Source organism: Pseudomonas fragi, assembly GCF_900105835.1.
Classification (GTDB): Bacteria; Pseudomonadota; Gammaproteobacteria; order Pseudomonadales; family Pseudomonadaceae; genus Aquipseudomonas; species Aquipseudomonas fragi.
In genome coordinates, this window is the sequence record NZ_LT629783.1 from 855912 (window position 1) to 876985 (window position 21074).

The window sequence follows — 21074 nt, forward strand, 5'->3', positions numbered from 1 at the left end:
CACCGCGCCCCACTTCAGAGGTCACAGCCCTATGAGCATGCTTTTTTCCCCCTTCAACCTGTCGGGAATCGCGCTGAAGAACCGTGTCGTGATGGCGCCGATGACCCGCGCCCGTGCCCTCAACGATATCCCTGACGCCCTGACCACGCTTTACTACCGCCAGCGGGCCAGCGCCGGCCTGATTATCAGCGAAGGTGTGCCGGTGTCCATCCAGGGGCGCGGCTACCTGTTCAACCCCGGCCTGTACAACCAGGAGCAAGTGCAGGGCTGGAAGCAGGTTACCGACGCCGTCCACGAAGAAGGCGGCAAGATATTTGCCCAGCTCTGGCATGTGGGACGGGTCTCGCACACCACCTTGCAGCCTGGGGGCGGCGCGCCGGTGTCATCGAGCGACAGGCTGGCGGCCAACTCCATGACCTATGCCTGGGATGAAAACCGCCAGCCGGGCCCGATCCAGGCCAGCACGCCGCGGGCGCTTTCAACCCTTGAGGTCGAAGGGCTGGTCCAGGACTTCGTACTGGCCGCCCGCCGGGCGATGGAAGCCGGTTTTGACGGTGTGGAGATTCATGGCGCGAACGGCTACCTGTTCGAGCAATTTATCAACCCGGGCGTCAACGACCGTACCGACCGTTACGGTGGCTCGATCGACAACCGCATTCGCCTGCTGCTGGAAACCATCGACGCCGTGGCCGAAGAAATTGGCGGCAGCAAGGTTGGGGTGCGCATCTCGCCCTTTGGCCGTCTCTTCGACATGGCCCCCTTTGCTGACGAAGCGCAGACCTGGGTTACCGTTGCCCGGCAATTGCAGGAGCGGCACATCGCCTACGTTCACTTGAGCGACCAGTTGACCATTGGCGCCGAGCGCATGCCCGAAGGCTTTGCCCAGGCGTTTCGCGACTCGTACCAGGGCACCCTGATTGCGGCCGGCGGTTTTGACCGGGACTCGGCACAGGCGACGCTGGAAGCCGGCGAGCTGGACCTGGTTGCGTTTGGCAGACCCTTTATCGCCAACCCCGACCTGGTGGCGCGCATGCAAAACGGCTGGCCGATCGCCCTGCCCGACCGTGCCACTTTCTACGGCAACAGCGGCGAAAAAGGTTATGTCGACTATCCCTGCCATGCATCTGCGCGATAGGTTTACCTGAACCCTTTGTGGGGGCGGGCTTGCCCGCGATGGCAGCGCTGCGGTGCATCAGCCAGACCGCGTCGCCTGGATCGCAGGCAAGCCAGCTCCCACAGGTGATGCATCGCCACCAGAATCCGCGCCTTGCCAGGCCCCTTTGTGGGAGCGGGCTTGCCCGCGATGGCATCCCTGCGGTGCATCAGCCACACCGCGTCGCCTGGATCGCAGGCAAGCCAGCTCCCACAGGTGATCCATCGCCAACAGAATCCGCGCCTTGCCAGGCCCCCTTGTGAGAGCGGGCTTGCCCGCGATGGCATCCCTGCGGTGCATCAGCCGCACCGCGTAGCCTGGATCGCAAGCAAGCCAGCTCCCACAGGTGATGCATCGCCAACAGAATCCGCGCCTTGCCAGGCCCCCTTGTGGGAGCGGGCTTGCCCGCGATGGCAGCGCTGCGGTGCATCAGCCAGACCGCGCCACCGGCATCGCAGGCAAGCCAGCTCCCACAGGTGATGCATCGCCAACAGAATCCACGCCTTGCCAGGCCCCCTCGTGGGAGCGGGCTTGCCCGCGATCAGCGCAAAACCAGACCCCCACTGCAATCCCGCCAACCGATATTTTCATATCAGTCCACCCTCGCCCCCTGTAAAATCACCGCCCTACGCCCCACACACCGAGCAGTAACCATGAATCGTCGCAAAAAAATCAACCAGATATTGAAGGCCAATGCCAAGAAGGCCAACGCCAAGCTGGCCCCGAAGAACAAGAACCCGTACATCAGCAAGGCTGACCGCCTCAAGCTGGCCGAGCAAGCTGAACAGGACGCAACCCAGTCCGTCGAGAGCTGAGCCATGCCCCTGTTCAGACAGGCAACACCCCAGGATGCCGAAACCTGCTATCAGATCGAAATCAGCGCTTATGAAGGTGACGAAGCCGCCACGCTGGCGAAGATTCGCACGCGCATCGCCCAGTACCCCCAGGGCTTTCTCATCCTTGAGCAGGCCGGCGAAGTGGTCGGGTTTATCAACAGCGGCTGTGCCCATTCTGTCGTGATGTCGGATGAGGATTTCAAGGAACTGGTCGGTCATGATCCCGTGGCACCCAATGTGGTGATCATGTCCGTGGTGGTGGCCCCGGCCCACCAGGGCAAAGGTTTTGCCAGGCTGCTGATGGACGAGTTTGTCGGGCAGATGCGCAGCCAGGGCAAGGCAACCATCCACCTGATGTGCAAAGAGCAACATGTCCAGCTTTACGCAAAAATGGGCTATGAATATGCTCAGCCTTCGCCCTCCGAACATGGCGGCATGGCCTGGCATGAAATGCTTATGACCCTCTGACTGCCTTGACGAGCGCCCGCGGCGCCCGCGGCGCTCGTTGCACGACCCAAAACACCCCCACTTATGAAAACCACGCCACCCGCAGAAAAGGCGTTGTATTGTCTCGAAAACAAATGTTATGTTCGTAACACAAGGCACGCAAATGACATGCCTATAACAATTAAACAGTCGGCGCGCTTATGTCCCTGGAAAAGAACAGTTTTCTTCAGTTGCTGGAACACGAGTTCTCCAACCTGACCCCCACCGGCAAGCGCATCGCCAGTTACTTGCTGGGCAATCCGCAGCAGTTGCCGTTCGAGTCCGCCGACAGCATTGCGCAGCAGGCCAGCACCACGGGTATTTCCGTGGGGCGGTTTTTGCGCTCGCTGGGTTACCAGAACCTCGATGAGGTCAAGCAAAGCCTGCGCGGTGAGGCGCCCTCTTCCTGGCTGATCACCGACCGCATCGGCGCCTTCCGCGCAGAAAACACCCACGACGATGCCCTCGAGCGCTCCATGCACCGTGAAGTCGAGGCCATTCAGCAGGTGTACGGCCTGGCCCGCAGCGACGCCTTTGCCAGCATCGTGCAACGCATTCACGACGCCGATGCGGTGTTTATCCTCGGCATCCAGTCCACCCGCGGCATTCTCACCGCCTTTCACAGCCACCTCGAATACATCCGCCCCAAGGTGTATTACGTCGACGGCCTGTCCGGTATTTATGCCGAAAGCCTGAATTCCGGCTTCGCCAACCCCTACGCGATCATTGCCGACTTCCGTGCCTATTCCAGCGTGACCCAGACCTTCTGCGACGCCGCCATCGAGCACGACTTGCCCCTGGCCCTGATCACCGATCTGCAATGCCCCTGGGCCCGGGATTACCCGCTGGACCTGCTGCAGATCAAGACCGATGTCGGCCAGTTCTGGGATTCCCCGGCGCCCCTGGCGTGCCTGCTGAACCTGATGGTTTCAGCCGTCGCAGAAAAATACGGCGAGCACCTGGATGCGCGCCTGGCGAAAAACCGTCAACTGCAAAAAGCCTTTGGCCAGTTCGAAGGCTGAGCCTGTCGCCCGAAACCAATCACCACTGGAGTGTTTGTGTGAATCAAAGCGTTGCATACCCAAGCCCGCTCGTTGATATCGATGCCGAGCAGTACCAGGTGCAGATCGAGATGATCTATGCCACGGCCGATAACCTGGCCGGCAAAGTGATCTACCCCACCGCCCGTTGCCAGTTGCACCGCGATGCCGCCGCGTGTTTGCGCAAGGCCGTCGAGCTGGCCGCCCTGGCGGGTTTTACCCTGCGCATCTATGACGCCTACCGGCCGCCCTACGCGCAATTCCTGTTATGGGAAGCCCTGCCCAATGGCGACTATGTGCGCGACCCGCACCTGGGTTCCCATCACAGCCGCGGCGTGGCCGTGGACCTGACCCTGGTGGACGGCGACGGCCAGCCACTGGACATGGGCACGGCGTTCGACGCGATGCAAGACCAGTCCCATCAGTTCTACCCCGACCTGCCGCCCAACGTGCAGCGCAACCGCCTGTTGTTGCTGGGCATCATGCTGATTGCCGGCTTCCACGCGATCGCCACGGAGTGGTGGCATTACGAGTTGCCCAACGCCGACGACTACCCCCTGATCAACCCCTGATCCGGCCTACGAAACCCCAGAGTTTCGCGGCCAGCACCACTGTTTGAACACAACAAGAAAACGCTGCACACCTGCTTCACCTGCTACTGCCCGGTTATAGATTCCAAAAATAAACCTACTTCCAGATATCGAATGTTGAAGGAAACCGGCATGACCCTGATAAACACCGCTTCACGCACCCGCAACCTGTTGCCGAGCCTGCTCTGCGCCGCCCTCAGCCTTGGCGCCTGGCAAGCCGCTACCGCTGCCACCGCCCAGGACACGCTGATCATCGGCAAGCCCGCCGACCCGCAAACCCTCGACCCGGCCGTGACCTTCGACAACAACGACTGGACCATCACCTACCCGTCGTACCAGCGCCTGGTGGGCTACAAAACCGACGGCGAAAAAAGCACCACCGAAGTCCAGGGCGACCTGGCCGAGAGCTGGACCGTGTCCCCGGACAACCTGGTCTGGGAATTCAAGCTCAAGCCCGGCAACAAGTTCGATGACGGCACCGAAGTGGACGCCAACGCCGTGAAGTTTTCCTTCGACCGTCTGATGACCCTCAAGCAAGGGCCGTCCGGTGCATTCCCCGAAGACATGCTGGTCGAGGTGGTCAACCCGCAGACCATCCGCTTCACCCTCAAGACCCCGTTCGCGCCCTTCCTGTTCACCCTGGCCCACAACGGCGCATCCATCGTCAACCCGCTGGTGGCCGCCAAGGGCGCCGAGGCCAATGCCTGGCTCTCCAGCCATACCGCAGGCTCGGGACCATACCGCCTGGCCAACTGGCAGAAAGGCCAGTCCCTGACCATGGAGCCCAACCCCCACTACGCCGGGGCCAAGCCCGCGCTTAAAACCGTAGTACTGAAGATCATCGCCGAGCCTTCGGTGCGTCGCCTGCAACTAGAGCGCGGCGACCTGGACATCATTGAAGACATGCCCGAAGACCAGTTGGGTTCACTCGCCAGCAAGCCGGGCGTAGTGGTCAAGGAATACCCGTCGCTGCGCGTCACCTACCTGTACCTGAACAACAAGCAAGGCCCGCTGACCAACGTCGATGCGCGTCGGGCCATTACCGAGGCGGTGGACTACAACGGTATCGTCAAGGGCATTCTCAAGGGCAAGGCCGAGCTGCTCAACGGGCCGATCCCGGACGGCATGTGGGCCTACGACAGCTCGCTGCCGGCCATGAAACAGGATATGCAGGCCGCCGCCGACAGCCTGGCCAAAGTGCCGAAAAAGATCACCAACCTGAGCTACATGTACTCGGACAAGGACGCCAACTGGGAGCCGATCGGCCTGACCCTGCAAGCGGCGCTGATGCCCCTGGGCATCAACCTCAAGCTGGAAAAAACCGCCAACGCCACCCTGCGCGAACGGGTCGGCCAGGCCGACTACGACATCGCCGTCGGCACCTGGAGCCCGGACTTTGCCGACCCCTACATGTTTATGAACTTCTGGTTCGACTCCAAGATGCAGGGCCTGCAGGGCAACCGCTCGTTCTACAGCAACCCCCAGGTCGATACCCTGATCCGCGAAGCCGCCACCACCAGCGACACCGCGAAACGCACCGAGCTGTACCAGCAGGCGCAGAAAACGGTGCTCAACGACAGTGCCTACGTTTACCTCTATCAGAAGAGCTACACCCTGCCGATGCGAGATTCGGTCAAGGGCTATGTGTTCAACCCGATGCTCGAACAGGTGTTCAACCTGGGCAGCATGAGCAAGTAAACCTGCTGCTGCATACGCGCCAGCGATGGCGCGCATGGCGTTGGATTTCTGTCGTTAGAGTGACTGAGGTGCCCTATGGCCTTCCTGACGTTGTTGCGCAAGCGCCTGCTTGGCCTGTTACTGGTCGTGTTCGGTGTCTCGCTGATTACCTTTACCATTTCCCACCTGATTCCCGGCGACCCGGCCCGGTTGATCGCCGGTGACCGCGCCAGCGATGCGCTGGTGGCCGGCATCCGCCATCAACTGGGGCTGGATTTGCCGCTGTACCAGCAATACGGCCGTTACGTGCTCGACCTGGTGCAGGGCGACCTGGGCACCTCGATCCGCACCAATCGCCCGGTGCTGGAAGACTTGCAGGCGTTTTTCCCGGCCACCCTGGAGCTGGCCCTGGTGGCGCTGTTTCTCGCCATAGTGGTCGGCGTGCCGCTGGGTGTGCTGTCGGCGGTGTACCACAACCGCGCCATCGACCAGATCGCCCGCACCCTGGCCGTGACCGGTATCTCCACCCCGGCGTTCTGGCTGGGCCTGGGCGCCATCGTGCTGTTCTACGGGCACCTCGGCTGGCTGCCTGGCGGCGGGCGATTGTCCGAAGGACTGACACCACCTTCGACCATTACCGGTTTCTACCTGATCGACTCATTGCTGGCGGGTAACTTCAGCCTGTTTGTCGATGCACTCAAGCACTTGATCCTGCCCGCCGCCACCCTGGGTTTTGTGACCCTGGGGGTTATCTCGCGGCAAATTCGCTCAGCCATGCTCGACCAGTTGGGCGAGGACTATATCCGCACCGCCCGCGCCTATGGCCTGTCGAAATGGACCGTGACCCTGCGCCATGCGCTGCCCAATGCGCTGATTCCTTCTGTAACCGTACTGGGCCTGACCCTCGGCGATCTGCTCTACGGCGCAGTCCTGACCGAGACCGTATTCGCCTGGCCGGGCATGGGTGCCTATGTGGTCAAGTCGATCCAGTCCCTGGATTTCCCGGCGGTGATGGGCTTCGCCATCCTGGTGTCGTTTATCTATGTTCTGCTGAACATGGCCATCGATCTGCTGTACCGGGTGATCGACCCGCGTATCGGCGAGGTGAATTGAAATGTCCGTGCCTTTAACCGCATCACACAGCCCGCAATGGCGTGAAAAACTCACCTACCTGGCCTACCAGATCCGCCGCAGCCCGCTGACCATGGCCGGTCTGTTGATCACCCTGATGGTGGTGATGTGCATGATCTTCGCTCCGTGGCTGGCCAGCCACGACCCCAATGCCCTGAACCTGGCCGAGCGCCTGGCGCCGCCTTCCGCCGAACACTGGTTCGGCACCGACGAAGTGGGCCGTGACCTGTTCAGCCGGGTGCTGTACGGCAGCCAGCAATCGGTGGGTGTCGGCCTGTTCGTGGCCTTTGCCTCGTGCTTTATCGGCGGCCTGCTGGGCTGTTTTTCCGGGGTGATCGGCGGGCGCTTCGACGCCCTGACCATGCGCCTGATGGACATCATGCTGTCGGTGCCGTCGCTGGTGCTGATCATGGCCCTGGCTGCCGCACTGGGTGCCAGCCTGTTCAATGCCATGCTGGCCATTACCCTGGTGCGCATCCCGTCCTATGTGCGCCTGGCCCGCGGCCAGGCCCTGAGCATCCGCCAGATGGGCTACGTCAAGGCCGCCGAAACCTTCGGTGCCCGGCGCTGGCACATGGTCCACTGGCATGTGGCGCGCAACGCCATGCCGCCCTTGCTGGTGCAACTGAGCCTGGATATCGGCAGCGCCATCCTCATGGCCTCGGCCCTGGGCTTTATCGGCCTGGGCGCGCAACAGCCCACCGCAGAATGGGGCGCGATGGTCGCCACGGGGCGCAACTACATCCTCGACAACTGGTGGTACTCGACCTTTCCGGGGCTGGCGATCCTGATCACCGCCACTGGCTTCAATTTGCTGGGCGATGGCGTGCGCGATCTGCTCGACCCACGGCAACAGGGGAAATGACCATGACTTATTCGCAACCCGTACTGGCCATCGACAACCTGAGCCTGGAGTTCCCGGCCTACAAAAGCAGCGTCAAGGCACTCAACGGCGTGTCGCTGCACGTCAACCCCGGCGAGATTGTCGGCGTGGTCGGCGAGTCCGGCTCGGGCAAGTCGGTGACCGCCATGCTGAGCATGCGCCTGCTGCCCGAACGCAGCTATCGCATCACCTCCGGCAGCCTGAGCATGCTCGGTCGCGACATGCTCAAGGCGCCGGAAAAGGACCTGCTGAAAATCCGTGGCCGCGATGCGGCGATGATCTTCCAGGAGCCCATGACCGCGCTCAACCCGACCCGGCGCATTGGCCGGCAGATGCTCGACGTGATCATCCACCACCAGAAAATCAGTACCAGCGCAGCCCACGCCAAGGCGGTTGCCCTGCTGCGCGACATGCATATCGCCAGCCCCGAGCAGGTGCTGGAAAGCTATCCGTTCGAACTGTCAGGGGGCATGCGCCAGCGGGTAATGATTGCCCTGGCCTTCTCCTGCGAACCGCAACTGCTGATTGCCGACGAACCCACCACCGCGCTGGACGTGACCGTACAACGCCAGGTGCTGTTGCTGCTGCGCGAAAAGGCCCGGCAAAAAGGCACTGCCATCCTGTTGATCACCCACGACATGGCGCTGGTGTCGCAGTTCTGCGACCGGGTGTATGTGATGTACACCGGCGCGGTGGTGGAACAGGGCCTCACCGCCGATGTGATGAGCAACCCGCAACACCCTTACACCCGGGGTCTGCTCAGCGGCCTGCCGGAGATGGTCGAGCCGGGGCAGCCTCTGCTGACCATTCCCGGGCAAGTCCCCAACCTGTCGCGTTTGCCCACCGGCTGCACCTTCGCCGAACGTTGTGTACATGCCATGCAAGTATGCGGTGAGCGCCCGGTGCTGACCGCCATCAACCGTGACGAACAACGCAAGCGTGCGTGCTGGTTGCCGCAACAGGAGCTTTCAAAATGAACAGTGCGCTGATCTACCCCGTCAACCAGAGCGGCCCCGAGATTCTGAAACTAGCCGACGTGCGCGTGCGCTTCCCCGTCAGCAACGACTGGCTGGGCAGACCCCGGGGTTACGCCCACGCGCTCAATGGCATCGACCTGCAGGTGCGGGCCGGGGAAACCCTGGGCATCGTCGGCGAGTCGGGCTGCGGCAAAAGCACCCTGGCACAACTGCTGATGGGCCTGCTCAAGCCCAGCAGCGGCGAACTGAGCTGGGCCAACGGCAGCAAAGGCGAAGGCAGCAGCAATGTGCAGATCGTATTCCAGGACCCGCAGTCGTCGCTCAACCCGCGCCTGCCGATCTGGCGCATCATCACCGAGCCGCTGTACGCCCGGGGCATGCGCTCGAACGAACAGATGCGCAGCATTGCCGCCAAAGTAGCAGCCCAAGTAGGTATCCGCCCCGAGTATCTGGACCGATTTGCCCACCAGTTTTCCGGTGGCCAGCGCCAACGCATCGCAATTGCCCGGGCACTGTCATCGGACCCGGACATCATCGTCCTTGACGAACCGACCTCGGCGCTGGATATCTCGGTGCAGGCACAGATCCTCAACCTGCTGGCCGAATTGCAGCAGGCGCGTAACCTCACCTATATCCTGACCTCCCACAACGTCTCGGTGGTGCGCCATATGGCCGACCGCGTGGCGGTGATGTACCTGGGGCAGATTGTCGAACTGGGCAGCGCCGCCCAGGTGCTCGACCAGCCGCACCACCCTTACACGCGCCTGCTGTTCGAAGCCGTGCCGCGCCTGGGTGTGCCCTTGCGCGCCGAGCAGGTCGCGGCGCCCACCGAACTGCCGGGCAACCGCAAGCTGCCTGAAGGGTGTTTCTTTTTGGAGCGTTGCAGCTCAAGCCGCGAGGGCTGCGGCCAGCCCCAGGTGATGCGAGGGGGTGAGCACCAGCGGGTAAGGTGCCACGTTATGGGTTGAAACGGCTGTATGGGAGGTGGTCGTCTGTGAGGAGGCAGCACCGCAAAAACTGTGGGAACTGGCTTGCCTGCGATGCTGGCGACGCGGTCTGGCCGGCACACCGCAGGGATGCCATCGCGAGCAAGCCCGCTCCCACAAAAGATCCTGTCAAACCGCAGGTTCTGCTGGCAATGCAAAACCTGTGGGAGCTGGCTTGCCTGCGATGCTGGCGACGCGGTCTGGCAGGTACACCGCAGCGATGCCATCGCGAGCAAGCCCGCTCCCACAAAAGATCCTGTCAAACCGCAGGTTCTGCTGGCAATGCAAAACCTGTGGGAGCTGGCTTGCCTGCGATGCTGGCGACGCGGTCTGGCAGGTACACCGCAGCGATGCCATCGCGAGCAAGCCCGCTCCCACAAAAGATCCTGCCAAACCGCAGGTTCTGCTGACAATGCATCACATGTGGGAGCTGGCTTGCCTGCGATGCTGGCGACGCGGTCTGACCGGTACACCGCAGCGATGCCATCGCGAGCAAGCCCGCTCCCACAAAAGATCCTGCCAAACCGCAGGTTCTGCTGGCAATGCATCACATGTGGGAGCTGGCTTGCCTGCGATGCGGGCTACGCGGTCTGGCAGGTACACCGCAGCGATGCCATCGCGAGCAAGCCCGCTCCCACAAAAGATCCTGCCAAGCCGCAGGTTCTGCTGGTAATGCATCACTTGTGGGAGCTGGCTTGCCTGCGATGCTGGCGACGCGGTCTGGCAGGTACACCGCAGCGATGCCATCGCGAGCAAGCCCGCTCCCACAAAAGATCCTGCCAAGCCGCAGGTTCTGCTGGTAATGCAAAACCTGTGGGAGCTGGCTTGCCTGCGATACTGGCGACGCGGTCTGGCCAGGACACCGCAGTGCTGCCATCGCGGGCAAGCCCGCTCCCACAAAGGCTCCTGGCAAGGCACAGATTCTGTTGGCGATGAATAACCTGTGGCAGCTGGCTTGCCTGCGATGCTGGCGACGCGGTCTGGCCGGCACACCGCAGGGATACCATCGCGGGCAAGCCCGCTCCCACAGAATCGATCTCGTTGTAAAGGCCGGCTTTTACGATCGCAATGCAACGGGGCTCTGCATCAACCGCAAGCCGCTGGCCAACGCACCCGCCAGGGCAAAAACGAAACCCAGCCACAACGCTAACTGCGGGCCACTGCCCGTGGACAGATGAAAACACAGCGCCACCAGCGACGCCCCCAGTGTCTGCCCCATCAACCGCGAGGTAGCGACAATGCCACTGGCGCCGCCACTGCGGGCCAGCGGCGCACTGGTCATGATCGCCTTGAGGTTGGGCGACTGGAAAAACCCGAACCCGGCACCGCACAACGCCATGCGCCAGCCGATATCGAAGGCCGAAGCCCCTTCGCTCAGCAGCGCCAGCGCCGCCATGCCTGCGCTCAACAGCAACAAGCCGATCCCGCACAGCAGCGCCAGCGACACCCGATCTGCCAGGCGCCCGGCAATCAGTGCCATCACCGCCACCACCGCCGGCCACGGCGTCATCAAAAACCCGGTAGCCACCTGGCTATGGCCCAATGCCGTCTGCAACAAGAAGGGCAACGACACGAAGGCCAGCCCTTGAGCACAAAACGCACAAATCGCCGTCAGTGACGACAACGCAAACAGTGGCCGCTTGAACAGATCGATTGCCAGCATCGGCGCCGGATGATCGGCCTGACGACGCATCAGCCACACCCCGCACACCAGCGCTACTGCGACCAGGCCCAGGCTCAGGTCACCTTCGGCGCCATGTACCGCCGAACCCAGACCCAATACCAGCAAGGCAAACAACCCGGCACACAAGATCGCCGCCAAGCGGTCGAAGGCGTGCCCGCTTCTGGGAATTTCCGGCAACGAGCGCAAGCCCAGCACAACCGCCAGCAACCCCAGCGGCACATTGATCAGATACAGCCAATGCCAGGTGGTCACCGCCAGAATAGCCGACGCCGCCGTCGGCCCCAGGGTAAAGGCCAACCCCACCACCAGCGAGTTGTAACCCAGGCCCCGACCGAGGATTTTCGCCGGATAAATGTGGCGCAACAACGCGATATTCACGCTCATGATCGCTGCAGCGCCCAACCCCTGCACCACCCGCGCTGCGGTCAGCGTGGGCAGCGACCAGGCCAGCCCGCAGAACAGCGAGGCGACGATAAACACCAGCAAACCGCCGAGAAACACCCGTCGATGGCCCAGCACATCGCTGAGCGAGGCAAACGGCAGCACCGCGGCGATGGTTGCCAGCTGGTAGGCATTGACCACCCAGATCACCGAGGCGGAATCAGTGCCAATACCTTCGGCCAGGGTTGGCAAGGCCGTGTTGACGATGGCGGTATCCAGGGTCGCCATGCCGATCCCCAGGGAGATCGCGATCACGGCGGGCAGGCGTTTGTTGCTGGGCAAGCCATCGGCAATTGAAGACATGAATCATCCGCACACAGACAAAGAGCTCAAGATTAAGGGCTGCAGCGGTTTTTTTCAGCGGCGGATTGCTCACTCGGACGAAATTTCATGTTCGTCGTTGCCCTCGCCACAGCAGCGGATTATTGCTGCTTTACCAACAATGTTTCTCAAACCTGCGGATTTATCGAAAAAACCATCCGCATAGACTGCTCCTGATTAATGAATACCGATATGTGTGTATCAACCATGGAGCATTTAACAACATGACGGACAGTAAACAGCCCCCGGCTGGTAATAGTGCGCGGGTGCTATTTTCCCTGCTGGTATTGGTCGTATCACTGGCCCTGATATATGGCGGGGTCAAGCTGGTGGCTCTGGGAGGATCCAGTTACTACCTGATCGCGGGCCTGGCTTATCTGCTGCTGGCGGTGCTGTTTTTTTTGCGCAAGCGCATCGGCATCAGTCTTTCAGTGGCCATTTTCCTGGCAACGTGCGTCTGGGCATTTTATGAAGTGGGTCAGTTCAGCTATTGGCAACTGCTGCCACGCCTGGTCGTCCCGGCCATTATCCTGACCCTCAGTCTGTGGGTCGGCGCGACCTTGCCAGGCCTTCCCCTGAACACCCGGCGTGCGGCTAACCGCAGCGGTGTTGCAGTGTTCGTGGCGTTGATCGCCACCTTGATCGCTGCGTTTTACCCCCACGGCGCTATCTCCAACCCGGTCGCCGCGTCTGACCCGGCGCCGGCCGCTGAGCCATCACCGGCTGCGCAAAACTGGGAGTTCTTTGGCCGCAATGCATCGGGTACCCGCTTTGCGCCTTACACTCAAATCACCCCGGACAATGTCAATGACCTGCAAGTGGCCTGGGTCTACCGTACGGGCCGCCGCACCAGCGGCCCGGGCGCGGGTGTCGACGAAAATACCCCGTTGCAGATCGGCAATGTGCTGTACTCCTGCACCCCGGAAAACCTGATCACCGCCCTTGACGCCGATACCGGCAAGCCGCTGTGGAAGTTCGATCCTCACGCCAAAAGCGAAGAGCATGTTACTTGCCGGGGCGTGGGCTATTACGACATCGACAAGGACGACAGCCTGAGTGCTGAAGTCAAAGCGTCCTACAACGATCAACAGCAATGCCGTCAGCGCATTCTGGTGTCCTCTGTGGATGCCCGTTTGTTTGCCCTGGATGCCCAGAGCGGCGCCCTGTGCCCGAGCTTTGGCGACAACGGCTATGTTGACCTGAAAAAAGGCATGGGCCCCACCGAACACAGCAAGCGCTACCACCCCACTTCCCTGCCGGTGGTCATGGGCCATCTCACGGTGGTGGGTGGCTGGGTGCGGGATATTGTGGCCGGAGAACCTTCAGGTGCCGTGCGCGCATTTGATGTGCTGACCGGTAAGCTGGCCTGGGCTTGGGATGTGGGTGCGCCGCAAAACAGCGACGTCACAGAGGCCGATCATCAGTTCGCCCTGGAAACCCCCAATGTATGGACCATTCCGACTTACGACAAAGAGCTGAACCTGGTCTACCTGCCCACCGGCAACGGCCCGCCCGACTATTGGGGCGGCGACCGCAACCAGGCCAAGGAGAAATACGGCTCGGCCGTGGTCGCTGTGGATGCTTCGACCGGCAAGGCCAAGTGGGTGTACCAGACCGTCCATCACGATGTCTGGGACTATGACCTGCCTTCGCAGCCTGTGCTGTATGACATCAAGAATGCCCAGGGCGTGAAAACCCCGGTGCTGATCCAGACCACCAAGACGGGCAATATCTTTGTCCTGGACCGGCGCACGGGCCTGCCGGTGACCGCCGTTGAAGAACGCGCCGTACCAACCTCCCCTGCAGCCGTAGGCGAACACCTGTCGCCGACCCAACCGTTCTCGACAGGCATGCCGATGATTGGCGCCGAGCCGCTGACCGAAAAATCCATGTGGGGCGTGAGCACATTCGACCAGCTCTATTGCCGGATCCTGTTCAAGGATTCGGTCTATATGGGCCCGTTCACCCCTCCGGGCGAAAAGCCCTATATTGAATGGCCGGGCTTGCTGGGCGGGATGAACTGGGGCGGGATTGCCATTGACGAAAACACCGGCATGATGTTCGTCAATGACATGCGCATGCCCCTGCGCATGGCACTGGTCACCAAGGAAGACACGAACAAGTTCAAGGTGTCGACCGACGAAGTGCCAGGCTTCATGGGTACCATTCGCCCGCAAGTGGCCGGTATTTATGGCGGTGTAAAAATCGACATTCTCCAGTCGCCCCTGGGCGTGCCGTGCAACACCCCGCCGTTCGGCAGCATGAGTGCGATTGACCTCAATACGCAGAAACTGGTCTGGCAGGTCCCGCTGGGCACTGTCCAGGATACCGGGCCGCTGGGGATCAAGACCCACATGCCGGTGCCGCTGGGCATGCCGACCCTGGGCGGCCCCACCGCCACCGCTTCCGGGCTGGTGTTCTTTGCCGGTACCCAGGATTACTACCTGCGCGCCCTGGATTCGAAAACAGGCAAGCAAGTGTGGAAGGCCCGCTTGCCGGTGGGTGCGGTAGCGGCACCGCTGATCTACAAGTCACCCGCCACAGGCAAGCAATATGTGGTGATCTCGGCGGGGGGGATGAGCCATTCGCCTGACGTGGGCGACTACATCATTGCCTATGCGCTGCCGGATGCTGTTGGCAAAGAGTAAGGCTCTGGCCTTGTAGGCACTTTGATGTGGGAGAGGGAGCTGGCCGCAAGCGGCCTCAATATCTCCACTGATCAGCCCCCTCTCCCTCCGGGAGAGGGTTGGGGTGAGGAGCTCAGCGCAATGCTTGCCCTGCATCCCGTCAGGTCATGCCGGCTGCAAACGCTCGACAATGAACGTCACAAAGGCATTGAGCTTGGGCAGTGCTTTTTTGCTGCGTGGATAGACCATCTGTACCGGTTTGGGTGCCGGTGCACAGGCATCCATGATGGTTACCAGCTCACCTTTGGCCAGGGCCTCGGCGACCAGAAAGTCGGGTTGCATCAAGATGCCGTTGCCGGCGATCGCCGCTTGCAGGAGGACCTGACCGTCGTTGCTTCTGAGCACCGCGTGATCGGGCCAGGGCATGGTTTTATTACCGTGTTGCAGGGGCCAGGCGAAACGGTTGGTCCACGAGGTGTGGGTGAGGATTCGGTGCTGGTAGAGCTGCTCCGGCGTCTGTGGCTCCTGGTGCGTTTGCAGGTACCCGGGTGCTGCGCAAATAACCATTCGGTACGGTGGCAGCGGCCTTGATTCGAGGTTGACCTCAATCAGCTCGGATATCCTGAAACCCAGATCAAATGAGCTTTCGTGCAAATCCGCCACGTCGTTGCTGAGGATCAGCTCCACTTGCACGTCCGGGTACAGCTGCATGAACTCGTTCACCAGCGGCCCCACCAGCGTGACGCCCAGGGTCATGGGCGCAGTCATGCGCAGCAGCCCGCCCGGCTTGCCAGTGGAGGCTTCGACCCGGCTCCAGGCGTACTTGATCTGTTCAAGGGCCTTTTTCGACTCTTCATAAAACAGCCGCCCCTCACCTGTCACCGACTGGCGGCGGGTAGTTCGTTGAATCAGCTTGCTGTTGAGTGCTGTTTCAAGGCTCTGAATATGGCGCCCCACCATCACCGCCGACATGTCCACCCGGACTGCCGCGTCGGCAAAACTGCCGGCCTCGACCACAGCCACAAAAACTTCCATCTGCCTGAGCTTGCTCATAAAACCGCCTTCTGGCCACGCTGGAAAAATAAACGGCCCATCGGCACGCCCATGCTTTTCATCTGAGTTTAAGCGCTTGTCAGGCATAAATTAAACGGGCTTTTTATCTATAAAACCCGGGCCATCCATTACAAACTTTCAGTTCCACCAGTCCTAACTCTTACTGCATTTATTGCCGCCCATTTAACCCCTACAGTTAGGCCCCATTCAATTGAACACTCAGGTATCAACCCATGCAAACCGTACTGGACAAGGCGCTGAGCGCGTTTCCCCGCGCCGACCTGTTACAGGGCCCTACTCCGATTCAACGGGCCAGCCGCCTTGAACAACAGCTGGGTTTGCATGAGCAGCAAGTGCAGCTGTATATCAAGCGCGATGACCATATGCTGATCGGTGGTGGCGGCAACAAGTTGCGCAAACTTGAGTTTCACTTGGGCGCAGCCCTCCAGGACGGTATTGATACGATCATCACCGTGGGCGGCATCCAGTCCAATCATGCCCGGCTGACGGCGGCGGTCTGTGCTCGCCAGGGCATCGACTGTGAATTGATCCTCAGCCGTGCCGTGCCCAGGTACGACGCCGATTACGAACTCAACGGCAACAGGCTCCTCGATCATCTGTTTGGCGCCCGGGTGCAGGTACTGGCTCGGGGTGAAGACCCGTTGGCACAGGCCGACATCAGAGCAGAGCAACTGCGTGCGGCGGGGCGCAAGCCGCTGGTGATCCCCACCGGCGGCTCCACCCCGGCAGGTTGTCTGGGTTACGCCCGCTGCGCGGCGGAGATCCTGGCGCAGGAAACACAGCTGGGGGTGCGGTTCAGCCAGGTCATGGTGCCCAACGGCAGTGCCGGCACCCATGCCGGACTTGCCGCCGGTTTTGAACTGCTTGGGCGCGGCGCGGCAACGGTCCGGTCCTGGTCGGTGCTGGCGGATCGCGACACGGCGGCGGCGGCCAGAACCCTGCAACTGACCCGCCAGACCCTGGCCCTGCTGGGCAGCTCGGCGGCCCTGCGCACAGACGCTATCGACATCGATGGCAGCCAGTTGGGCGAAGGTTACGGCTTGCCGACCCCGGCCATGCTCGAAGCGGTAGGCCTGCTGGCCCGTTGCGAAGGTTTACTGGTGGACCCGGTGTACTCGGGCAAGGCCTTGGCCGGCCTGCTGAGCGACTTGCGCCAGGGCCGTTACCAGGCTGGCGATAATCTGCTGTTTGTGATGACCGGTGGCACACCGGGGTTGTATGCCTACAGGGACATTTTTAGCGGCCATTGACCGCGTCAGCAGGACTCGCGCTCAACCAGCGGGCAGGCAACCTTGTGCACGGCGCAGTCGTCCAGACCTTCAATCAGGTGCAGCACCGCACGCCGGCCCATGTCGTAATACGGCAGCTGCACGGTGCTCAAGGGCGGGTAAAACAGCTCGGCAACCCCCACCATATTGTCAAAACCCAGCACCGCCACATCCTGCGGGATACGCAAGCCGCGGCTGAGCAGATACTGATACGCGACCAGGGCAATCCGGTCGTTGCCGCAAATCAGCAGGTCAAAGGGCGCCTGCCCTTCACCCTCACGCAACTTTTGTTCCAGTACAACCAGCGTTTCCTGATAGCCATCATCGTTGGACAGGTCATATTGCGGCACTTGCGCAGCCTCAATCCCGGCCTCGCCCAGGGCACGGGCCAACCCGCTCTGGCGCAGCCCCCAGGCCATGCTGCTTCGCGGCAGGTTTATGCATAGCGGACGGCGATAACCTTGTCGCAGCGCCTGGCGGACCGCCTGATACTGCCCGTCTTCATCGTCTGATATATAGCAGGCAATGCCGGGGTCGGTGCTGACGCAATTGCCCAGTACCAGCGGCACACTGCGCAGTACCCGGGGAATGTCCACCCGCCGCAGCTGCATGGCGCTGAAGATGATGCCGTCCGGTTGATGGGAGAGCATCAACTCGATGGCCTGCTGGTCTGGCGGGGTTTCAAACACGTTGAGGATAAACACGTTCCAGCCATGTTCGCGGGCCGTGTGCTCCATCGACAGCAGCATGTCAACGGCAAAAGGCGTGGTGGCCGTGTCCAGGGCAAAGATACCGATGGTCTTGCCACTGGAATGCCCGCCACGGGTCTTGCGCGCCGAGAGGCTGGGCACATAGCCAAGTGTTTCGACGGCCTGCAGCACTTTGGCCAGGGTCTCCTGGTTCAACTTTCCCGGGGTATTGAGGGCCCTGGAAACGGTCATCAGGGAAACCCCCGCCAGCCGTGCAACATCTTTTACTGAGGCCATCGGTGCGCGCCATTACCTGTCTGGCCGGGCATGATGTCATGCCTGCCAGCGGCAGAACAGCGCCAACCCGGGCGCCGCCGCCCCTGTGCAAAAACCTTGGCCTCAAAGCTGCAGATCAGCCAGCCCCCATACCAGGGCTTCGCCAAAGTGCCCTGTGCCATTGACGGCATACGCCCGCAGCGCAAGGCTGTTGGCGTGCGGGTAAATCCGGCTGCTCAGGCTCCAGGCGCCATCATCGACAAACACTTCAATGGACGAGCGATCGAGAAAAATCCGCAGGGCAATGTGTGTCTGGTCCGCCGCAACAGGTACGCTGCGAACCCCGCTCACCCCGGCACCCGAGTGCTGCCGGTCGAGCACCAGGCGGCGGGCCATGGCATCGTAGTACAGCAGGGTTTGCTCCTGCTGGTCATCGCTGCAGCGCAATGCCAGGCCGAAATGCTCGGCGCTGCTGCGGGCAATATCCAGCTCAATCTCGAGTTCCAGCAGCGCGCCCCTGGCCTCGAGCAACTGGCTCGCGGATTTGACCTGACCTATCTGCAGCACCTGCCCGGACTGCCTCAACGCCACCAGCTCGCGGGCCGGACGCATCCGCAGCCGGTCACCGTCGCGGCTCAATTCGCGGGGTAATGTCAGCGCGCCGCACCAGTGTTCGGCCTGGCTGGGCATCGGGCTTTCCCACATATCCATCCAGGCCCAAAGCAGACGACGACCGTCGGGCGCCAGCAGGGTCTGGGCGGCATAGAAATCGTGGCCATGATCGAGTTCATGCAGCGGGCCGCAGGGCTTGAACACGCCCTTATCGTCCAGTTGGCCCACCCGGTAGCTGTTCTGGTACAGGTTCCAGTTGTCGTATCCAACGGGGTTCAGGCCCTGGGGCGAATACAGCAGCACATCGCGGCCATCCAGTGCAAAGATGTCCGGACACTCCCACATATAGCCATCCGGCTCGCGCTGGCCTTGCAGGGCACAGCCCAGAAAGTCCCAGTGCAACAGGTCAGCAGATCGATAAAGCAGCAACTGCGGGTCATCGCCCAGCCGCGCGCCCAGTGCCATCCACCATGCACCGTTGCGCGGCCACACCTTGGGGTCGCGAATATGCATGATGGCGGGGTCCGGCGGTGTCTCGATGACCGGCCCGAGCTTGGTGAAGGTAATACCATCGGTGCTGCTGGCCAGGCACTGGACCTGGCGGATGTGCTGGTCATCACCCGGCTCTTGCAACCAGATGTGGCCGGTATAAATCAGGTAGAGGGTGTCATCGAGCACCACTGCCGAGCCAGAAAAGCAGCCATCGCGGTCGTAGTCGTCACCGGGCGCCAGGGCAATCGGCAAATGCTGCCAATGCACCAGATCGTCGCTACAGGCGTGCCCCCAGTGCATGGGGCCCCATTGCGCAGAAAATGGATGGTGCTGATAAAACACATGGTATTGGCCGCGAAAGAACACCAGCCCGTTAGGGTCGTTCATCCAGCCGGCCGCAGGGGCCAGGTGATAAGCGAGGCGATAGTCGTTGCCGCGTTCGGGCAGTGTTTGCGCGATGGCGCGATGGGCCTTGTCCAGCCGTACAGCGTGCATGGGGTGGTCCTTGTCAGGGTTCATAACGGGTAACCGATTGAGTGATAGCGGGCATTGCCAGCGCCTCTGCCACACTGGCCTTGCGCGGCGGCGGCCGGGGGTCGTTGCGCAGCAGGCTCCAGGACAACAACAGGCAGGCACCTGCCAGTGCGGACATCACCAGGTACACGTCGGCAAATCCGTACTGGTCATAACCGTAGCCCACCAGTGGCGAGAGGAGCATGGCGGTGAGCTGTTGGGCAAAATGAAAGCCCACCAGATAGATCGAGGCCGACAGGCGCGGGTCGAAATTAAACGCGATATATTTGAATACCGAGACCAGCAGGATCGGCACCTCTACCGCATGCAGCATCTTGAACACGGCGATGGCCCAGGTTTCTGTGGCCAGGCCGGAACCGAGAATGCGAAAAAACATGATGCTGCCCGCCAGGATCAGCCCGTATTTCGCACCGGTACGCCCGACCACCCAGGGCGCAACCAGGAGCAGGCCCGCTTCCAGCAAGACCTGGGATGAATTCAGGTAACCATAGGCCTGGATGCCCTGTTCCGGGGTCGAAAAAAACGACGAGAAATACACTGGAAACTGCTGCTCGTAGATCATGTAGATCCCGCAAACCCCGGTCAGGTAAACACTGAAGGCCCAAAACCGCGGCAGCTTGAGCAATGCCCACAGGTCGCTGACGGTTACCGGCACAGCGCCGCTTTCGCCGCCGCAGGCGCCGGGTTGCTTGAAGCGGCTCAAGTCCAGCCGAAACAGGATCAGTAAAAACACCGCGCCGGCAGCACTGCTCATATAGAAGGCAATATTGGGATCAATATTGAACACCACGCCCACAATGCAGGTGGCCGCCGCCCAGCCCAAGGAACCCCACATCCTGCTGGTACCAAATTCAAAACCCACATGCCGGGACAGGCGTTCGGTATAACTCTCGATCACGCCCACCCCCGCCAGCATGGCAAAGGCCAGAAAAATCGCCCCCACCACGGCGCCCAGCACCACGTTTTGAGCCAGCAAGTGGCTGTAGACATAAATTGCGAACGGCGCTGCAGCACACAGCAGCACGCCAATCCACACCAGCAGTTTTCTCGACAACCCGAGCTTGTCCTGCAAGGCCCCGTAGAACGGCTGGATCAGCAACGCCGCGATCGCGTTGGCGGCGAACACATAGCCGGTCTGCGCACCATTGAGGCCGATGACCTGATGCAGCCAGATGGAGAACAGCGAGTAGCTGGAAGACCAGGAAAAGAAGAAGAAAAACAGTAAACCGCTGATAAGCCAGTAATCACGCTTGACCGTCCGCTGCATGGGTTGCGCCTCTTGTTATTATTTAAGTTA

Annotated in this window: 17 protein-coding genes; 12 read left to right on the top strand and 5 right to left on the bottom strand. The window is 61.5% G+C overall.

Annotation, left to right across the window (positions count from 1 at the left end; genetic code table 11):
• Positions 1-31: 31 nt before the first annotated feature.
• The 10 genes from BLU25_RS03775 to BLU25_RS03820 all read left to right on the top strand — a co-directional run bounded on the left by BLU25_RS03775 (position 32) and on the right by BLU25_RS03820 (position 9741).
• Positions 32-1135, top strand: coding sequence for an alkene reductase (locus BLU25_RS03775; RefSeq protein WP_083369526.1), 1104 nt, complete (start codon positions 32-34; stop codon positions 1133-1135).
• 671 nt (positions 1136-1806) lie between these two features.
• Positions 1807-1968, top strand: a complete 162-nt coding sequence (locus tag BLU25_RS03780) for a DUF2986 domain-containing protein (RefSeq protein ID WP_016781051.1) — start codon at positions 1807-1809, stop codon at positions 1966-1968.
• Positions 1969-1971: 3 nt separating this feature from the next.
• Entirely contained in the window at positions 1972-2457 is a 486-nt protein-coding gene (locus BLU25_RS03785) for a GNAT family N-acetyltransferase (RefSeq protein ID WP_016781052.1), read from the top strand.
• Positions 2458-2636: 179 nt separating this feature from the next.
• Positions 2637-3497, top strand: a complete 861-nt coding sequence (locus BLU25_RS03790) for a MurR/RpiR family transcriptional regulator (protein WP_016781053.1) — start codon at positions 2637-2639, stop codon at positions 3495-3497.
• A gap of 110 nt (positions 3498-3607) precedes the next feature.
• Positions 3608-4087 (top strand): D-alanyl-D-alanine dipeptidase, encoded by a 480-nt coding sequence (gene ddpX / locus BLU25_RS03795; protein ID WP_050901288.1) that lies wholly within the window; start codon positions 3608-3610, stop codon positions 4085-4087.
• Between the two features lie 150 nt (positions 4088-4237).
• Positions 4238-5803, top strand: coding sequence for an ABC transporter substrate-binding protein (locus BLU25_RS03800; RefSeq protein WP_016781055.1), 1566 nt, complete (start codon positions 4238-4240; stop codon positions 5801-5803).
• Positions 5804-5878: 75 nt separating this feature from the next.
• Entirely contained in the window at positions 5879-6895 is a 1017-nt protein-coding gene (locus tag BLU25_RS03805) for an ABC transporter permease (protein ID WP_016781056.1), read from the top strand.
• Between the two features lies 1 nt (position 6896).
• Positions 6897-7778 (top strand): D,D-dipeptide ABC transporter permease, encoded by an 882-nt coding sequence (ddpC, locus tag BLU25_RS03810; protein ID WP_016781057.1) that lies wholly within the window; start codon positions 6897-6899, stop codon positions 7776-7778.
• 2 nt (positions 7779-7780) lie between these two features.
• On the top strand, positions 7781-8773 hold the full coding sequence (locus BLU25_RS03815; RefSeq protein ID WP_029611432.1) for an ABC transporter ATP-binding protein: 993 nt from the start codon (positions 7781-7783) through the stop codon (positions 8771-8773).
• Complete coding sequence (locus tag BLU25_RS03820) at positions 8770-9741, top strand: ABC transporter ATP-binding protein (RefSeq protein WP_016781059.1); 972 nt, start codon at positions 8770-8772, stop codon at positions 9739-9741. Before BLU25_RS03815 ends, BLU25_RS03820 begins: the two co-directional genes overlap by 4 nt.
• A gap of 1075 nt (positions 9742-10816) precedes the next feature.
• On the opposite strand, the gene BLU25_RS03825 is transcribed toward BLU25_RS03820, so the two are convergent.
• Positions 10817-12187: an MFS transporter gene (locus BLU25_RS03825; protein WP_016781060.1), complete on the bottom strand. Its 1371-nt coding sequence runs from the start codon at positions 12185-12187 to the stop codon at positions 10817-10819.
• A 242-nt stretch (positions 12188-12429) separates the two neighbouring features.
• Between BLU25_RS03825 and BLU25_RS03830 the strand changes: the two genes are divergently transcribed.
• Positions 12430-14853: a membrane-bound PQQ-dependent dehydrogenase, glucose/quinate/shikimate family gene (locus BLU25_RS03830; RefSeq protein WP_016781061.1), complete on the top strand. Its 2424-nt coding sequence runs from the start codon at positions 12430-12432 to the stop codon at positions 14851-14853.
• A 144-nt stretch (positions 14854-14997) separates the two neighbouring features.
• Here the strand turns inward: BLU25_RS03830 and BLU25_RS03835 are convergent, their stop codons facing one another.
• Positions 14998-15885, bottom strand: a complete 888-nt coding sequence (locus BLU25_RS03835) for a LysR family transcriptional regulator (protein WP_029611434.1) — start codon at positions 15883-15885, stop codon at positions 14998-15000.
• 233 nt (positions 15886-16118) lie between these two features.
• On the opposite strand from BLU25_RS03835, the gene BLU25_RS03840 reads away from it, so the two are divergent.
• Complete coding sequence (locus tag BLU25_RS03840) at positions 16119-17156, top strand: D-cysteine desulfhydrase family protein (RefSeq protein WP_016781063.1); 1038 nt, start codon at positions 16119-16121, stop codon at positions 17154-17156.
• A gap of 5 nt (positions 17157-17161) precedes the next feature.
• On the opposite strand, the gene BLU25_RS03845 is transcribed toward BLU25_RS03840, so the two are convergent.
• From BLU25_RS03845 to BLU25_RS03855, 3 genes are all read right to left on the bottom strand, one after another.
• The gene (locus BLU25_RS03845; RefSeq protein ID WP_016781064.1) at positions 17162-18160 is read right to left on the bottom strand and encodes a LacI family DNA-binding transcriptional regulator; all 999 of its coding nucleotides are present in this window, start codon (positions 18158-18160) and stop codon (positions 17162-17164) included.
• A gap of 102 nt (positions 18161-18262) precedes the next feature.
• Positions 18263-19738 carry a glycoside hydrolase family 32 protein gene (locus tag BLU25_RS03850; RefSeq protein ID WP_016781065.1) on the bottom strand — a complete coding sequence of 492 codons (1476 nt, stop codon included), beginning with the start codon at positions 19736-19738 and terminating at the stop codon, positions 18263-18265.
• 13 nt (positions 19739-19751) lie between these two features.
• Positions 19752-21044, bottom strand: coding sequence for an MFS transporter (locus tag BLU25_RS03855; protein ID WP_016781066.1), 1293 nt, complete (start codon positions 21042-21044; stop codon positions 19752-19754).
• Between the last annotated feature and the right edge of the window lie 30 nt (positions 21045-21074).

What these genes read in the sequence shown, in the direction of transcription:
- BLU25_RS03775 (WP_083369526.1), top strand. Translation starts at nt 32, where the DNA reads ATGAGCATGCTTTTTTCCCCCTTCAACCTGTCGGGAATCGCGCTGAAG.
- BLU25_RS03780 (WP_016781051.1), top strand. Translation starts at nt 1,807, where the DNA reads ATGAATCGTCGCAAAAAAATCAACCAGATATTGAAGGCCAATGCCAAG.
- BLU25_RS03785 (WP_016781052.1), top strand. Translation starts at nt 1,972, where the DNA reads ATGCCCCTGTTCAGACAGGCAACACCCCAGGATGCCGAAACCTGCTAT.
- BLU25_RS03790 (WP_016781053.1), top strand. Translation starts at nt 2,637, where the DNA reads ATGTCCCTGGAAAAGAACAGTTTTCTTCAGTTGCTGGAACACGAGTTC.
- ddpX (WP_050901288.1), top strand. Translation starts at nt 3,608, where the DNA reads ATGATCTATGCCACGGCCGATAACCTGGCCGGCAAAGTGATCTACCCC.
- BLU25_RS03800 (WP_016781055.1), top strand. Translation starts at nt 4,238, where the DNA reads ATGACCCTGATAAACACCGCTTCACGCACCCGCAACCTGTTGCCGAGC.
- BLU25_RS03805 (WP_016781056.1), top strand. Translation starts at nt 5,879, where the DNA reads ATGGCCTTCCTGACGTTGTTGCGCAAGCGCCTGCTTGGCCTGTTACTG.
- ddpC (WP_016781057.1), top strand. Translation starts at nt 6,897, where the DNA reads ATGTCCGTGCCTTTAACCGCATCACACAGCCCGCAATGGCGTGAAAAA.
- BLU25_RS03815 (WP_029611432.1), top strand. Translation starts at nt 7,781, where the DNA reads ATGACTTATTCGCAACCCGTACTGGCCATCGACAACCTGAGCCTGGAG.
- BLU25_RS03820 (WP_016781059.1), top strand. Translation starts at nt 8,770, where the DNA reads ATGAACAGTGCGCTGATCTACCCCGTCAACCAGAGCGGCCCCGAGATT.
- BLU25_RS03825 (WP_016781060.1), bottom strand. Translation starts at nt 12,187, where the DNA reads ATGTCTTCAATTGCCGATGGCTTGCCCAGCAACAAACGCCTGCCCGCC.
- BLU25_RS03830 (WP_016781061.1), top strand. Translation starts at nt 12,430, where the DNA reads ATGACGGACAGTAAACAGCCCCCGGCTGGTAATAGTGCGCGGGTGCTA.
- BLU25_RS03835 (WP_029611434.1), bottom strand. Translation starts at nt 15,885, where the DNA reads ATGAGCAAGCTCAGGCAGATGGAAGTTTTTGTGGCTGTGGTCGAGGCC.
- BLU25_RS03840 (WP_016781063.1), top strand. Translation starts at nt 16,119, where the DNA reads ATGCAAACCGTACTGGACAAGGCGCTGAGCGCGTTTCCCCGCGCCGAC.
- BLU25_RS03845 (WP_016781064.1), bottom strand. Translation starts at nt 18,160, where the DNA reads ATGGCCTCAGTAAAAGATGTTGCACGGCTGGCGGGGGTTTCCCTGATG.
- BLU25_RS03850 (WP_016781065.1), bottom strand. Translation starts at nt 19,738, where the DNA reads ATGCACGCTGTACGGCTGGACAAGGCCCATCGCGCCATCGCGCAAACA.
- BLU25_RS03855 (WP_016781066.1), bottom strand. Translation starts at nt 21,044, where the DNA reads ATGCAGCGGACGGTCAAGCGTGATTACTGGCTTATCAGCGGTTTACTG.